Here is a 14,864-nt window from a genome sequence, read left to right as displayed (position 1 = left end):
TAGATAGACACATACCCCATCATTGTATGAAAACAAATGATAGGGCATATGCCTTGTTTTATGCTACATTTTTCGAAGGTGTTGTGCTTACAGTAGAGCGTTGATAGTAGAACCAGTTTAATACAACCGAAATTACATAGAACGCGATAAAGAAATAAAAGGCATTTACTGGTGTTCCAAACTGATTAACTGACCAACCGAAAAGCTTCGGTATAAAGAATGAACCATAAGCTGCAAATGCAGCAGTGAATCCTAGTACTGGAGCGGCTTCTTTTACAGGGAAAATATCTGGAATCATCTGGAATGTAGAACCAGAACCTAAACCTGCCGCGATAAATAGAACTAAGAACGATGCAAGGAATCCTGTAAACATTTTGTCATTTGTAAAGTAGATAACTCCTGATGCCCCAATTGCCATAACTACAAGAACCCAAGCAGTGACAAGAGCACCACCTACTTTATCGGAAATCCAACCACCAATAGGTCTTGCTGCTGCTGCTAAAAATGCTCCTAAAAAGGCTAAACCAACATGTTCTGGGAATTGAGATTTTAGTAGTAAAGGAAATGCTGCTGAATACCCAATAAAAGAACCGAAAGTAGCAACATATAAAACAGTCATAATCCAAGTATGTTTACGCTTAACGATAATAAACTGATCCTTCACTGATTGAGTTGCCGTTGGAATATTATCCATCCCAAACCAAGCAGCAATCGTTAAAATTGCAATCGGAATGACCCAAATGAAAGCTGCATTTTGAATCCAAACACTTTCACCTGTTGGCAATGTTTGACTTCCACCAACTAAAGCAAATGTACCAGATGCAATAATGAGAGGAGTCACGAATTGAACAACCGATACACCCATATTTCCTAGACCACCGTTAATACCAAGTGCTGTTCCTTTTTCTTTTTTAGGAAAGAAGAAACTCATATTAGCTGAAGAAGAAGAGAAGTTACCTCCACCAAGTCCACATAAAGCAGCAAGGATGAGCATAGTAGAATATGGTGTGTCAGGATTTTGGACAGCAAATCCAATCCCAACTGCTGGAATAGCTAAGATAGCGGTAGAAAAAACGGTCCAGTTTCTTCCTCCAAACTTACCAACTGCGAATGTGTACACAAACCTAAGCGTTGCACCCACTAGTCCTGGCATTGCCGCAAGGGTAAACAGCTGTTCAGGGGTAAAATTAAATCCAACATCATTTAAGCGTACTGCCACAACCGACCAAATTTGCCATACAACGAATGCCATCATTAAAGATGGAACAGAGATTAATAAGTTTCTCTTAGCATGTTTTTTTCCTTCTTTTTTCCAAAATTGTTCATCTTCCGGATTCCAATGAGTGATTCTTCCTTTACTCATGTTTATCAGACCTTTCTTATTACATAATATAGTTTACTAGCTTCATCAAACGCTACCCATTCCTTTTCACTAACACTTACTTGAGATGAACCAGGTATAGCAAAGAAGTTTCTGTCATCAAAATAGATTCTCACATGTGTTTCGTCAGGACATAATCCCACTTTTACTAATGATTTTCTTATAAACGGTGCTGCCTGTTCTTCACCCGAATAATCCTGGATTGAAAGCTCAACCGTTTGATTGACATAGATTTTTAGTTCCTCAAGATTAATGCCCTGCACAGCTGCTTCCACATCCTTTTCCATTAGGATAAACAAACATCTTATAACCTTGGAGATAAGACCAAAAGTCATCTTGTGCGTGTATCTCAATATGCTCAATAACTTCTTCTTCTGACTGAAACCGAGTCATACCTTTGATCTCTGCAATAACTATATCTGCACCTTCAGTTACTTTTTCATCCAGATACCAATTCACACGCATTCCTTTAAACAAATCCGTTAACAACTGATCAATGAGATTAGAGAATTCTCCAACATGTTCTCTTACAAAACAGAAGTCTAAGTAAGTTTCAGAATTCATTGTCAATCACGCCTTCTTTTGGTCTTGTTTGTAAATTAGAAATGCTATAGGGAATAAAACTAGATTTAATACACAATAAATAATTGCTGTTACATAGTTTTCAAAATAATACTGGTGTACCATTTTTTGCGTAAACACAATATTTAACATAAGAATGACTAACAGAGCAGCAAAGTTGAAATTACACTTCATAACGTTTCACCTTCACTGCATATACTGCGTCTTTCTCTACTATTACTTCAATTTCAGGTAATGGTCTTCGAGGAGGTCCGGCTGTTGGTGCCCCTGTTTCCACATCAAATTTCCCATGATGGCAAGGACAAAGCATCTCCCCTTTTTCCTTTTCCCAAAATACTGGACAGCGAAGATGAGTACATGCATTCTGATAAGCAACATACTTCGTTTCAGTTAAACGAATTAGAATGGCATCATCATGTTCTCCTGGAAATTTAAAATCAACTGAATGGCCAACAGGAATACTTTTTATATCAACGATCTTTTTGTGTGGATATTCCTTGTTACCTAGCCCCATTAATTCCTTGGCTGCCACCCCACCCCAAGGAAGAGATGAGACGGCAAATACACCAGCTGCCCCTACTAATGTCTTCATAAATCCTCGACGGTCTAGCTTTCTTTCATTGTTCCGATTGATATTATGGGTATAATTATCTTCATTAAAGGGGATTTTATTATTTTTATGTGTCATGATAATCCCTCCTAAAATAACTTGGTTACTCCCTGTAAAATACCAGGGAGATTCACTCGTACATTTGTTTCGCCTTCAAGATATGGCATACTTGTTACCCATTTACCATTATCTAAATTGAATTGCTTTTGCTTTGCTTCGATCTCATCATCCGTTAGCCACTGTAACGTATTTGATGGACATACACTTGCACACATAGGAGGTATTCCATCCTTAGTCCGGTCAATACACAAATCGCATTTGTACATAAGATTTTGTTCCGTATCAAATTTTGGAATTCCATATGGACAAGCGATCGTACAGTTTTGACAGCCAATACATTTTTCTACCAATGCAGACAATACCGCTCCTGTTTCATGGATTTGGATCGCCTGAGCAGGACAGCTTCTTGCACATGCCGGATTTACACAGTGAAGGCACATGAGAGGCATCGTCTGACGGTTTACAAGAGGATTCACATCATATACATAGTTTCTGTTTTTCTCTTCATGTCCTCCGCACTGCGTACACGCAGCCAGACAAGAACGGCAGCCGATACAGTTTTCTAATTCTAGATAGAGCCTCTTCTTCATTTATTGCACCTTCTTTATTTCTAGTTTTTCAATTTGTGCGGCACATGCCTTAAACTCTGGCATTCTTGACATCGGGTCAAGTGCTGCAATGGTTAGGAGATTAATAGATTGATCGTGACCAAAGTGATATGGTACGAACACCGTATCTTTGCGAATCGCTTCGGTTATTTTCACTTTATAATCAGCTGTTCCACGACGAGTGAACAGTCGAACCACCTCTTCATGCTGAATATCATATTTAGATGCGGTATCCGGATGCACCTCAACATAAGGCTCTGGACACATATCACGTAAAAATTGAATTCGTCTCGTTTGATTTCCGGATAGGTAATGGTACACCACACGCCCGGTTGTTAAACGTAATGGATATTCTTCACATGGCTCTTCGGCTGGTGGTCGGTATGGAAGTGCACAAATTTTGGCTTTTCCATCTGGATGATAAAACTTTTTGTCTAAGAACATATGTGGTGTTCCTTTATCAGCTTCATCTTTACAAGGCCAAAATACTCCATCTTGCTTCTCGATCTTATCCCACGTGGCTCCATAATAGTCTGCGTAACCACCTTTAGAGGCTAAGCGGAATTCGTCTCCCACATCTTTTGCTGTTTTTAAATGTCTGAAGTATTGCCCTCTTCCAAGTCTTTCAGCAAGATCAACTTGAATTTCCCAGTCTGGTTTAGATTCGCCAACAGGCTCTTGTGCTTTATTAATTTTAATGATACGACCTTCGATATTGGTGACCGTTCCCTCATCCTCAGACCAAGTGGTTGTTGGAAGAATAACATCGGCAAATTCGGCTGATTCAGAAAGATAAAAATCTGCAACAACCATAAAATCGAGATTTTTCAAAGCGTTTCGTACATAGTTAAGATTAGGAGCACTAACTGCTGGGTTTGAGCATAGTAAGTAAAGACCTCTAATCGTTTTGTCTGTCATTAGCTCAAACATCTCGTAAGCTGACACACCTGCTTGTGGCATCTCTTCTGGCTTGATTCCCCATACTTTACTTACTTCCCGAACATGTTCTGGATTGGCAATTTTACGATAACCAGGTAGCGCGTCCGCCTTTTGCCCGTGCTCCCGTCCTCCTTGCCCATTGCCTTGACCAGTAAAAGTGGCTACTCCTGATTTAGGGCGACCAATCTTGCCCGTTACGAGAGCTAGATTGGTATACGCGGAAACATTGTCAACACCCTTATGTTGCTGCTCAATTCCACGAGCAAACATAACTACAGCATTTGGAGCTTTTCCATATATCTCAGCTGCTCTAATAATCTTCTCTGGAGCAACACCTGTAAGTTCACTTGTATATTCTGGAGTAAATTGTTTCACTAATTCCTTTGTCTCTTCAAATCCATTTGTGTGATTGTTCACAAAATGTTCATCAATATGGCCCATTTCGATTAATTGATGGAGAATTCCATTTGCAAGGGCAAGGTCTGTACCTGGACGAAGATCCAAATGAAGATCTGCTCTTCTTGCAATTGGTGTTTCACGTGGGTCGACTACAATGATGTATCCTCCTCTTTCTTGTACATTCCAAATGCGGAACATAGAGGTTGGATGACATTCAGCTGTATTACTTCCAGCTATAAGCAAGCAATCTGTTTCATGTATATCTGTCCAAGGAATCGTTGATCCTCTATCGACACCTAGTGATCTCATAAATCCTCCAGCTGCACTCGACATACAGAAGCGGCCATTATAATCAATATATCTTGTGCCTAGTGCGACACGAGCAAACTTTCCAGTTAAATAGCATTTCTCATTTGTCATTGAAACTCCGCTAAAAACTGAAAGACTATCTTTTCCATAATCCTTCTGTAATTCTTGGAATTTCTTTACGATTAAAGTGTAGGCTTCTTCCCAACTCGCCTCTCGGAAACCTTCTTTGGTTCCTTTTAATGCTTGATTATCACGGATCAACGGTCTTAGAATACGATCATCATGATTTGTTTGCTGGTATGCTGTCACACCTTTCGGACACATTTTCCCAACTGTTACGGGCCATTCATAACGAGGCTCTACGCCTATTATTTTGTTTGTTTTTGTATCCACTCGTAAATTCATTCCACATTGCATTCCACAATAACTACAATGAGTTTTTACTAATTTCTCGTTAGGATGATGTAAGTTCTTTACATCTTTAAAAAATTTATCCCTTTGCATTCTGGTTTGCCTCCTTAACTTTCACTTCATGTGTAGGGAAGCCAGAGAACTGAGCGATACGGTACTTTCTCCGACATGGAAGACATAATTCCGCAAGATGGAAATCTTCCTTTTTAAATTCCATATGGTTCACGCCTAGTACATGGACGACATCATTTGATTGTTCAGTAGATACAAATTCCTCACCACAAACCTTGCAATGCTTCATTGACTGCTCAGCATAATGCTCACGGTAGTTCCTAGCAAAAATACTGACAGGACGGAAAGGAATATGTGCTAATTTTCCAAATGGTAAATATATTAAAGTAACAATCACGGAATATTGATGAATTAACGACATGACCGAGTGACCCCAGCCGTGTAAGAACATATTGATAAAGGTTAATGCAATCCCAGTGAAACTAACAAAAAGAAGTAAATATAATGGCAAAAAGTCGTAAACAATCGTTTGTTCTGCACGTGCTTGCATGTTCTTCAAGCGTCTGTAAATTATCATGCAAACACCAGTGATTACCATGACTGCAGATATGTTTAAAGCGTTATAGAAAAGGTAGCCTAATGCACCATCTGCTTTTATAGTCATGATGTCAATTCCCATTCCAACGACCGTATAATATCCGTTCTCTTCCATCGTAAAATACATCCAACCAAACACTAGTGGGAAAGTAACGAACGCTGCGATTACACAACCCCAACCCATTAAAATATGTTGAGTCCAACGATAGATCCCACGATTCCAAATAAAACGGTAGGTGACTAAGTGTTCTGTAGTCGTTTTAGGGGTGGACTTTCGAAACAAAAGTTTTAATCCCTTTTTAATAAAGATTTTTGTAGGTGGACGTTCTCCCCATGCGATAAATCGATAAAAGAATCCTCCTAAAAAAACAATTGTCCCAACCATGTATCCGTATAAATTTAAATCGATATGAGTAAACATTCTCGTTCCGATAAATGATAAAATTGCTAGTCCGCACACACTTATAAACATAGATTTGGCAAACTTAGAAGCAAACGCACGATCGATTGAATGTGTTGCTTTTTTATTTGCTGTTAGTTCTCCTTGCATTTTTTAGCTCCTCCTTGAAAAATCAACATTTAAGTTATCCTCATTTTATGTCTTGATCTCATTTCAACGTATCGGGGGATTTCCCTACCAACCTCTGAAAATTCCCTTAGAGGGCTATTTTTCGGCATTCACATGGAAGTCCGCACCTTACAAACGTTGATATATCAACGTTTTTTGATTTGTGGCGATTTTGTAACAGTTCATGTCATAATCGGTTTATAGGCAAAAAAAACACTTTTCTGTAGTAGAAAAGTGTTTTATCCCCCATTCAACTCGATATCAATCATGTGATCTAATCTTTCTAAACTTTTTCTTGCCCTTTCATTTGAAATGGTTCGATAATGATGCAATCCCCCTTCTTCCTCATCCATTTCATCCGCCTTTTTTACGATTTCTTGTAAGGGAGTTCTAATGATTGTATTGGTTGGTAAAAACGAATCGGTATGAAATAAGATGGCATGAGAAATGACCTTTGCTGACGCGGGATTTTCACCAAGGCGAATTAATAATTTATGAGCGCGCTCCGCCCCTTTTATAGGATGGATATCATATTTTTTATACATTTCATAATCCCACTTCCCATTTTTATACCAGGTGAAGTGTCCAATATCATGCAGCAACCCTGCTTTTGCTGCTAAATCAACAGGTACTGAGTGTTTCTTTGCTAAGTGAAAGGAATGATAAGCGACAGCAATCGCATGGGAAATGCCTGATCTAGTCAAATATTTTTGTGCAATGTGATGGTCAAAAATCGCCTTTAATTCAACGTCACGCAATTGTTGTCCCCTCCTTTTTACTCAGGTAAATTGCCAACATAAATGATATAGGCCAAAAAAACGATAATAAATGCAGCTAGGCCTACGGTAATAACACTTCTTATCGCTCCTTTCCAATTGGTAACACCTGAAAAACCAATGATACCAACGAAAAATACAATCATTGTAAAATAATAAATCATTTTTAACGGATGAACTCCAACCCACTGGATAAAGTAAGAAGTAAGTATATTAGTAGAGAGAACAAATACGAGGCCAGCAGATAGTAAAACCATGAAAAATGACCATGTATTGAGTATCTTTCCCATATTTTTCTCCTCCTTATTCTATTCTTACTATTAAATATATACAGAAAGAGATGGAGTTATTTCATATTGTCTTAATATTCCGTATATTATTCCACAAACTTTGCTGTAATCCTTCTTATTGAGAAATATCTTTTCAAATTTTTCTCAATTAAATGAAAAAACTGCAGGCCTCTTTAGCAAGCGAGCAGTTTTTTTAGAAGTCCGTACTTTTATATTAATACCGTTTAAACTGGCTAACGAATCTTTTACTTAATAGTCTAGGCATTGGTGGTAAGGCAACAACCGATAATTTTCCATCCAGCACTTCAGGGACTCCTTTTTCATGAACCGCATAAAAACCACTTTCCACCAACGTTTCAAGCTCGTTTTCACTACCTCTTAATATCATTTTTTTCATACCTGATTGGTACCATTCTACATAGTATTCAAAGTAATCAGGAAACCTAGCTTGCTTAGAGCTGACCATATTTATGGTGGATATAGTAGCAGCATGAGCAATCTGTGAGGCAAGTTTCCTCGGAGACAGCTTTAATTCCTCGTTCACAACGTAGTATTGCACGACCTCATTATTCACCGATTCCCCTCCCTTACAGCAACAAATTCAACTTTTTCTTCTATGTATACTCATAAAAAATACATTCTATGCGAAAACCATTGTTTCTGGACCATCAAACTTGTCCATAAAAAGAAAAGCACTCCTTTTAGAAGTGCTACCGTTTTATCCTTGATGACCAAAAGCATCAAAGCCTTCTCTTTCTGCCCTGTTTGCTAACTCTTCAGCTCTACTTCTATCTGCAAAAGCTCCTATTTGTACTTTGAATAACCCATCCTCTTGGTACACATAGGTCTCGAATCCATTCGAAACGGCTCTTTTGGCTAGCCCATCAGCATTTTCTTTTGTTCTGAATGCTCCTATTTGGACACGATAAACTTCTTGTCCAGGCGATGGAATATTTGTCGTTTTTCTTCTTAAATTTAACGCCCTAGCCAACCCATTCGTATGCCCCCTTGCCAAGCTAGAGATAAAAGCTGCACTTCTTAACTTCTCAGCATCAGAAGTGTTATCAATAAATCCATTCTCTGTTAGGACCGCATCCATAATGGTTTCCCTAAGCACATGAAAATCATCTTGCTTTTGTCCTCTATTAGAGAAGTTTACTACTTTAAGAACTTCCTCATGTATATCTTGTCGGTACGTAGTTGTAGGCGCTCCCACATTTGGGTAAATATAACTCTCAAATCCAGTCCCCCCACCTGCATTTACGTGAATCGAAAGGTAGAAGTCAGCTCCCCAGCTGTTAGCTGCATTTGTTCGGGAAGTTAAACTCACGGTTTGGTCCCCCGTTCGACTCATCTGAACTTCAACATTTTCGTATTCATTAATAAGAAAATTACGAATGGTAGAAGCTAAACTGAGCGTTATATTTTTTTCTTGAAGTCCATTACCAGTTGCACCTGGATCTGATCCCCCATGACCAGGATCCAAAAATATTTTCACCATATTATTTCTCACCTCCTTACTACTTATATATGAAAGAACAGCAAAATAAGACAATGTTTTCACCTATTAATTCTGAAATTTACTCACCGAAATAAATCTGATATTCGTTATTATTAAAAGTATTTTCCTTTACAGTTATTTTTTCATTTCATATATTAGAATAGAGCAGTATTTTATACATGCGAAAGAAGAATACTTTATACATAGAAGTAGAAAATATCTTAAAAGGATGATTTTGTTTTGACCATTGAACTCGTTATATTAGTTGTATTAATTTTACTAAATGCCTTTTTTGCAGCGTCAGAAATTGCACTTATTTCCCTAAATGATAATAAAATTAAAGTCATGGCTGATGAAGGACACAAGAAGGCAAAGATGCTCCACCAGCTATTAAGTGAACCGAGTCGATTTTTGGCAACCATACAAATTGGCATCACTTTAGCTGGGTTCCTAGCGAGTGCCTTTGCTGCAGAGAACTTTGCTAGTGACTTCACTCAACTGCTACTTACTTTAGGGGTACCCTTATCAGAAAGAATGCTTGGTACTGTTTCTGTTTTTGTTATTACTATCATTTTGTCCTACTTTACTCTCGTATTTGGAGAATTAGTCCCAAAACGTTTGGCAATGAAAAAAGCAGAAGCTATTTCAATGATAGCAGTAATTCCGCTTACCACATTGTCAAAAATTTCTGCACCATTTGTGAAATTGCTTACAGGATCAACAAACATTATTGTTCGTCTTTTTGGTGTAGATCCACATGCGGAGGATGAGGATGCAACAGAAGAAGAAATCAAACTAATGCTTGATATCGGCAAGGAAAGAGGGACCATCCAAGAGGCGGAAAGCGTTATGATAAACAATATTTTCGCCTTTGATAATACGTATGTTACTGATATTATGACTCATCGTACAAATATTGCCGGTATCCCTGATGATGCATCAATAAGGGATGTTGTACGCATTGTTAATGAAGAAAAGTATACGAGATTCCCTGTTTACGAAGAAGATATGGATACGATTATTGGTATTTTTCATGTGAAAGATTTAATTGAATTTATGGAGCATGAAGATAATCGTCCTTTTGAAATAAAAAAAATGATTCGTCCCCCATTTTACGTGATTGGATCTATGCGCACGGATGATGTGTTTAAAGAGCTTCAGAAGAATAAAACGCATATGGCCATTGTATTAGATGAATACGGTGGAACTGATGGAATTGTCACCATTGAAGACCTACTTGAGGAAATTGTGGGTAATATTTTTGATGAATATGATGAGCATGAAGAAGAAGAAATTGAAATAGTTAAAGTAAATGATGATGAATATAACATCTTAGGAACCACTAGTTTAGACGATGTGGAAGAAGTGTTAAAACTTGATCTACCTTTAGACCAATATGAAACATTGAGTGGGTTTTTCATTGGGGAACTAGGAAGATTTCCTGAGCAAAATGAGCAGCCATCTATTTCATTTAATGGTGTACTGTTTACTGCAACCCAATTGGATGAACTTAGAGTTTCTAAAATTCAGGTAAAAATTCTAAAGGAAGTAGAAAACACCAAGTAAAGACGTTCATGTAACGTCTTTTTTATATTTTTTCATGTCCTAGTTAAAATATAAATTGACATATTAGATGAATTTCTAGATAATTCAACTAATGTGCAAAAAAACGCAATTTTCGACATCAGGAGGATAATCAATGGAATGGATTCAAACAATTGTTGGACAAGCAAATAATATCTTATGGTCATATATTTTAATTGGCTTGTTATTAGGCTTGGGCATTTATTTCACCATAAGAATGCGGTTTGTCCAGATCGTAAAAATCGGGGAAATGTTTCGCGTACTAAAAGATAAAAATACAGACGTATCTGGTGGAAAAGGTGTTACCTCCCTACAAGCATTTTTTATCGGTGCAGCTACAAGAATTGGTACAGGAAATATTGCTGGGGTAGCAATGGCTATAGCAGTTGGTGGTCCTGGTGCTGTTTTTTGGATGTGGATGGTTGCCATATTAGGAGGCGCAAGTGCATTTGTTGAAAGTACTTTAGCTCAAATCTATAAAGTAAAAGATGGAGCCGGATTTAAAGGCGGCCCAGCTTATTATATGAGAAAACAACTCGGTTCTGTTGGACTTAGTAAAGTATTTGCCTTTGGTATCATATTTTCTTTTGGATTAACATTCATTGCTGTTCAAAGTAATGTTATTGCTGCTTCTTTTAACAGTTCATTTGGTTTTGATGGATCACTTGTAGGCATCGTATTAGCCATTTTAACAGCCATTATTATATTTGGCGGAGTACAACGTGTCGCAAAGTTTTCGTCTGTTATTGTACCGATTATGGCATTCTTTTATATTATTTTAGCCGCGTACATTATCATTACTAATATTCAGGAAGTACCAGCCGTTTTAGCACTTATTATAAAAAATGCATTTGGGATCGACCAAGCAATTGGTGGTGGCATGGGTGCTGCGATTATGATGGGTGTAAAAAGAGGATTATTCTCAAATGAAGCTGGTATGGGTAGTGCACCAAATGCTGCTGCGACTGCAGTTGTTTCTCACCCTGCAAAGCAAGGGTTTGTTCAAGCACTAGGTGTCTTCTTCGATACTCTTGTTGTGTGTACAGCTACAGCATTTATTATCTTACTGTCTGACTCTTATACGACAGGTCTTCAAGGTATTGAACTGACACAAGCATCTTTAGGTGAACATTTTGGAAGCTGGGCAAGTCTCTTCTTAACTTTTGCCATTTTTATGTTTGCATTTTCTTCAATTATTGGGAACTACTACTATGGGGAAGCCAATATAGAATTTGTTCATAAAAGTAAAGCTACCTTAATTATTTTCCGAATTCTAGCTGTTGGAATGGTCATTTTCGGTGCTGTTGCAAGCTTACAAATTGTTTGGGATTTGGCCGACTTAGCAATGGCCATTATGGCATTTACAAACCTTATTGCCATTGGTTTACTTGGTAATATTGCTTTTAAAACACTTGATAATTACCTTGAACAACGTAAGCAAGGTCTTGACCCTGTGTTTTTTGAAGATAGTATCCCTGGATTAAAAGGAGTAGAGAGCTGGCCTAAACAAAAGCAAGAAACAACTGAAAAAGCTTAATCAAAAGACTGGGAATTCCCAGTCTTTTTCATTTCTTTATCCCTCGCATAAGTAAATCGTGAACTTGGAATAATACTCATGGTACCTAAGTGGAAGGATGATACGATTGAAATTAACTGGACTTTTATCTATTCTCATGCTTATTCAACAACCAGCCAATCACGATGTACTTACATTGATGGATAATGATCAACCCATTATGACTGTAGATCGCGAAGAACTAGTTTTTCCTCTTCCCAATACTCCTCTTATGGACTTGCATCATCTTGACATCTTAACTTCTGAACTTTCCCAACAAGTATACATAGAGCCGAAAAATGCTTTTCTTGATGAACATGGAAATTTACAGCCAGAGCAGCTGGGATATCAACTTGATAAGAGAGCATTTCATACCCTATATCACTCCTATTTTTATAGTAAAGGTGCTAAAACGCTTAAAGTTCCTAAAAAACCGATTTATCCAGAGGTAGATAGTGAGCTATTGTCAAGAATTCGACAACAAGCGATTGGATATTATGTCACTTATTTCAATAGCTACAATACCTCAAGAACAAATAATATTAGAATATCATCCGAGGCAATAAATAACTACGTCCTATTTCCAGGTCAGACCTTCTCGTTCAATGAGGTGGTTGGTCAAAGGACTAAAGAACGTGGATATACTCCAGCTCCCATTATTGTTCGAGGTGAGCTTTCTGAGGGGGTCGGCGGAGGTATTTGCCAAGTATCTTCTACCCTCTTTAATGCTGTGGATCGAGCAGGGTTAAAAATCGTGAAACGATATTCCCACTCCAAACGTGTACCTTATGTTCCTCCAGGTCGCGATGCAACAGTAAGCTGGTATGGACCTGACTTTGTTTTTATGAATAACTATAAGCATCCTATTTTGATACGCTCCAAAGTAAGAGGCGGTTCCGTGTCCATTCTCTTGTATACTTCAGATGATGTGAATGTTGAACATAACCAAGTGCCAAGCATGTATCAATAAAAAAGGCTGTCCAGAGGGAGTACCCTACCCAATGGACAGCCACTTTTAATATAGATGAAAATACTTAGATCGGATGGAATCAGATAACAGCTCAGATACAGGGACGACCTTAATATGTTTCTGCTTAAATTGAGGCATTGACTCAGTAACTCCTAACGAGCATACCTTACCTGATGTACCAACATGTCCAATCGCAACAGCGGTACCTCGGCTCTCCGCAATCCTTGCAAGAATAAGCATTTGTTTTTTGACCTGATTCACAGAACAGATATCATCTAAAAACACATCTCGCTTAATAAATGGTACATTTAATTCCTCAGTGATTTCCTCAAATTTTGATTTTGGACTTGTTGCACTATCTACAATATATAGCTGCTTTTCCTTTGCCACTTCGACAATCACCCTGACAATCTCTTCATTCTCAACGACAAGCGAGCCCATATGATTATTTAATCCCATAGCATGAGGAACACTATCGATAGCATCAATGACTCTCTTTCTTACTTCTTCCTTTGATAAATCATTCGTTATTGGCTTTGGTCCTAACCAAGATGCCTTTCCTTTTTTCGGCTGCATAGGCAAGTGTACCATGATCTCTAAGCCATTTTCATATGCCCATTCTGCATGCTTTTTTGAAAGCTCATTAAAAGGCATAATAGCCGCTGTGATTTGCACATCACCTTCTAGAAAATCCTTAACACCTCCCACACCACCACCAAAATCGTCAATAATAATAGCTGCCTTTTTCACTTCCTGGCCATGTCCATGATGAGAGAACAGTGTAAAAATGACCAAAAAAATGATAAATGAAGTTTTTTTCATAAAATCCTCCATTTGAAATGTTAGTTATTGGTATAGTTTCTCTCATTGAGGAAAAACCATACAAAAAACTCGCCCAAAACATTGGACGAGTGTTGGATTACGATATTTTTTTCAAAGTCTCTGGAGAGGAAACCCTTTTGTGGAGAAGAAATCTTGGGGAACTAGACACTAAAAGGAATAAAATAACGGAACAATAGATGGCTGCTCCAATCATTGTTCCACCGTTTACGCCTAGTGAAAATAAGAATGGAGACATCCCATCCGGTGCATATTCTCCCCAGAATAAAAATCCCGCGATAAAATGCCAAAAATAACGTGCCGCACTTCCAACGAATGTGGCAACGATGATCCATTGAAGGGCTTTCTTTTTATTTTCTGTTAGTGCTACCTGAATTTTTTTCATAAAAAAACCTGCAAATCCAATAAACGCAAAGGCAAGAAAATACTCAATGAAGGCCTGTAACGGAGTCAAAATATATGCATCACCCATAGCAATTTGTAATAGTCCCCATAAAAAGCCAGAAGCGGTTGCAGCAACGAATCCCCATCTAAAGGCGATAATCAAAATTGGTACCATCGCAAATGAAATAGAAATACTAGGCGAAAGTTTAATCGATGGAAGAAGGTCTAGAATTAATGCAAAGGCTGCAAAAAAAGATGCTTCAATCATCATAATTAATCGTTTGTTTCCCATATAAAAAAATCTCCCCTTTTTCTGGAAACCTCAAGGAGAGCGTAGATAGACATGATTACACGAAAAATGCAGTCTTTCCACATCCCTGCGCTAGAATTATCTAACAGGTTCAAAGGGTCAGAACAAACGTTCACTCTCAGCATAACGCTCCCCTTGTGGTTTCGTTGTATGTAGTTTGTTTATAATTTCGTATTCA

At 38.0% G+C, this 14,864-nt stretch carries 16 protein-coding genes and 1 riboswitch; of the genes, 3 read left to right on the top strand and 13 right to left on the bottom strand.

From position 1 onward, the window contains the following. Positions 1–58: 58 nt before the first annotated feature. From ACQ5H4_RS02295 to ACQ5H4_RS02245, 11 genes are all read right to left on the bottom strand, one after another. Positions 59–1,363: a NarK family nitrate/nitrite MFS transporter gene (locus tag ACQ5H4_RS02295; RefSeq protein WP_430773365.1), complete on the bottom strand. Its 1,305-nt coding sequence runs from the start codon at positions 1,361–1,363 to the stop codon at positions 59–61. A gap of 5 nt (positions 1,364–1,368) precedes the next feature. Further along, a complete protein-coding gene (locus ACQ5H4_RS02290; protein WP_430773364.1) occupies positions 1,369–1,644 on the bottom strand; it encodes a hypothetical protein in 276 nt (91 codons plus the stop codon). Further along, positions 1,631–1,945, bottom strand: coding sequence for a hypothetical protein (locus ACQ5H4_RS02285; protein ID WP_430773363.1), 315 nt, complete (start codon positions 1,943–1,945; stop codon positions 1,631–1,633). The genes ACQ5H4_RS02290 and ACQ5H4_RS02285 overlap by 14 nt, the downstream gene beginning before the upstream one ends. Before the next feature lie 181 nt (positions 1,946–2,126). Beyond that, positions 2,127–2,651, bottom strand: coding sequence for a QcrA and Rieske domain-containing protein (locus ACQ5H4_RS02280; protein ID WP_251519380.1), 525 nt, complete (start codon positions 2,649–2,651; stop codon positions 2,127–2,129). Between the two features lie 11 nt (positions 2,652–2,662). Continuing rightward, positions 2,663–3,223, bottom strand: coding sequence for a 4Fe-4S dicluster domain-containing protein (locus tag ACQ5H4_RS02275; protein WP_066048124.1), 561 nt, complete (start codon positions 3,221–3,223; stop codon positions 2,663–2,665). After that, the gene (locus ACQ5H4_RS02270) at positions 3,224–5,392 is read right to left on the bottom strand and encodes a molybdopterin oxidoreductase family protein (RefSeq protein WP_430773361.1); all 2,169 of its coding nucleotides are present in this window, start codon (positions 5,390–5,392) and stop codon (positions 3,224–3,226) included. Beyond that, positions 5,379–6,458, bottom strand: coding sequence for a hypothetical protein (locus ACQ5H4_RS02265; protein WP_430773359.1), 1,080 nt, complete (start codon positions 6,456–6,458; stop codon positions 5,379–5,381). Before ACQ5H4_RS02265 ends, ACQ5H4_RS02270 begins: the two co-directional genes overlap by 14 nt. Positions 6,459–6,715: 257 nt before the next feature. After that, positions 6,716–7,234, bottom strand: a complete 519-nt coding sequence (locus ACQ5H4_RS02260; protein ID WP_430773357.1) for an HD domain-containing protein — start codon at positions 7,232–7,234, stop codon at positions 6,716–6,718. Positions 7,235–7,251: 17 nt separating this feature from the next. Further along, positions 7,252–7,542 carry a hypothetical protein gene (locus tag ACQ5H4_RS02255; protein WP_430773356.1) on the bottom strand — a complete coding sequence of 97 codons (291 nt, stop codon included), beginning with the start codon at positions 7,540–7,542 and terminating at the stop codon, positions 7,252–7,254. Positions 7,543–7,756: 214 nt separating this feature from the next. Beyond that, entirely contained in the window at positions 7,757–8,116 is a 360-nt protein-coding gene (locus ACQ5H4_RS02250; RefSeq protein ID WP_430773355.1) for an aminoacyl-tRNA hydrolase, read from the bottom strand. A gap of 144 nt (positions 8,117–8,260) precedes the next feature. Beyond that, positions 8,261–9,043, bottom strand: a complete 783-nt coding sequence (locus tag ACQ5H4_RS02245) for an N-acetylmuramoyl-L-alanine amidase (protein WP_430773354.1) — start codon at positions 9,041–9,043, stop codon at positions 8,261–8,263. A gap of 240 nt (positions 9,044–9,283) precedes the next feature. Here ACQ5H4_RS02245 and ACQ5H4_RS02240 point away from each other — a divergent pair, with 240 nt between their 5' ends. The 3 genes from ACQ5H4_RS02240 (at position 9,284) to ACQ5H4_RS02230 (ending at position 13,152) form a co-directional block, all read left to right on the top strand. Next, positions 9,284–10,609, top strand: coding sequence for a hemolysin family protein (locus ACQ5H4_RS02240; protein WP_430773352.1), 1,326 nt, complete (start codon positions 9,284–9,286; stop codon positions 10,607–10,609). 133 nt (positions 10,610–10,742) lie between these two features. Then, positions 10,743–12,164: an alanine/glycine:cation symporter family protein gene (locus ACQ5H4_RS02235; protein WP_430773351.1), complete on the top strand. Its 1,422-nt coding sequence runs from the start codon at positions 10,743–10,745 to the stop codon at positions 12,162–12,164. Between the two features lie 97 nt (positions 12,165–12,261). Beyond that, positions 12,262–13,152, top strand: a complete 891-nt coding sequence (locus ACQ5H4_RS02230) for a VanW family protein (RefSeq protein WP_430773350.1) — start codon at positions 12,262–12,264, stop codon at positions 13,150–13,152. Between the two features lie 45 nt (positions 13,153–13,197). Here ACQ5H4_RS02230 and ACQ5H4_RS02225 read toward each other — a convergent pair whose 3' ends face one another. After that, on the bottom strand, positions 13,198–13,974 hold the full coding sequence (locus ACQ5H4_RS02225) for a divergent polysaccharide deacetylase family protein (RefSeq protein ID WP_430773349.1): 777 nt from the start codon (positions 13,972–13,974) through the stop codon (positions 13,198–13,200). Between the two features lie 97 nt (positions 13,975–14,071). Further along, on the bottom strand, positions 14,072–14,668 hold the full coding sequence (gene thiT, locus ACQ5H4_RS02220) for an energy-coupled thiamine transporter ThiT (protein ID WP_430773348.1): 597 nt from the start codon (positions 14,666–14,668) through the stop codon (positions 14,072–14,074). A gap of 65 nt (positions 14,669–14,733) precedes the next feature. Beyond that, positions 14,734–14,832, bottom strand: a riboswitch (TPP riboswitch). Positions 14,833–14,864 lie beyond the last annotated feature (32 nt).

It is taken from the genome of Bacillus coreaensis, assembly GCF_050586445.1.
Lineage (GTDB): Bacteria > Bacillota > Bacilli > Bacillales > Cytobacillaceae > Robertmurraya_A > Robertmurraya_A coreaensis.
This window is presented reverse-complemented; position numbering and strand designations above follow the sequence as displayed.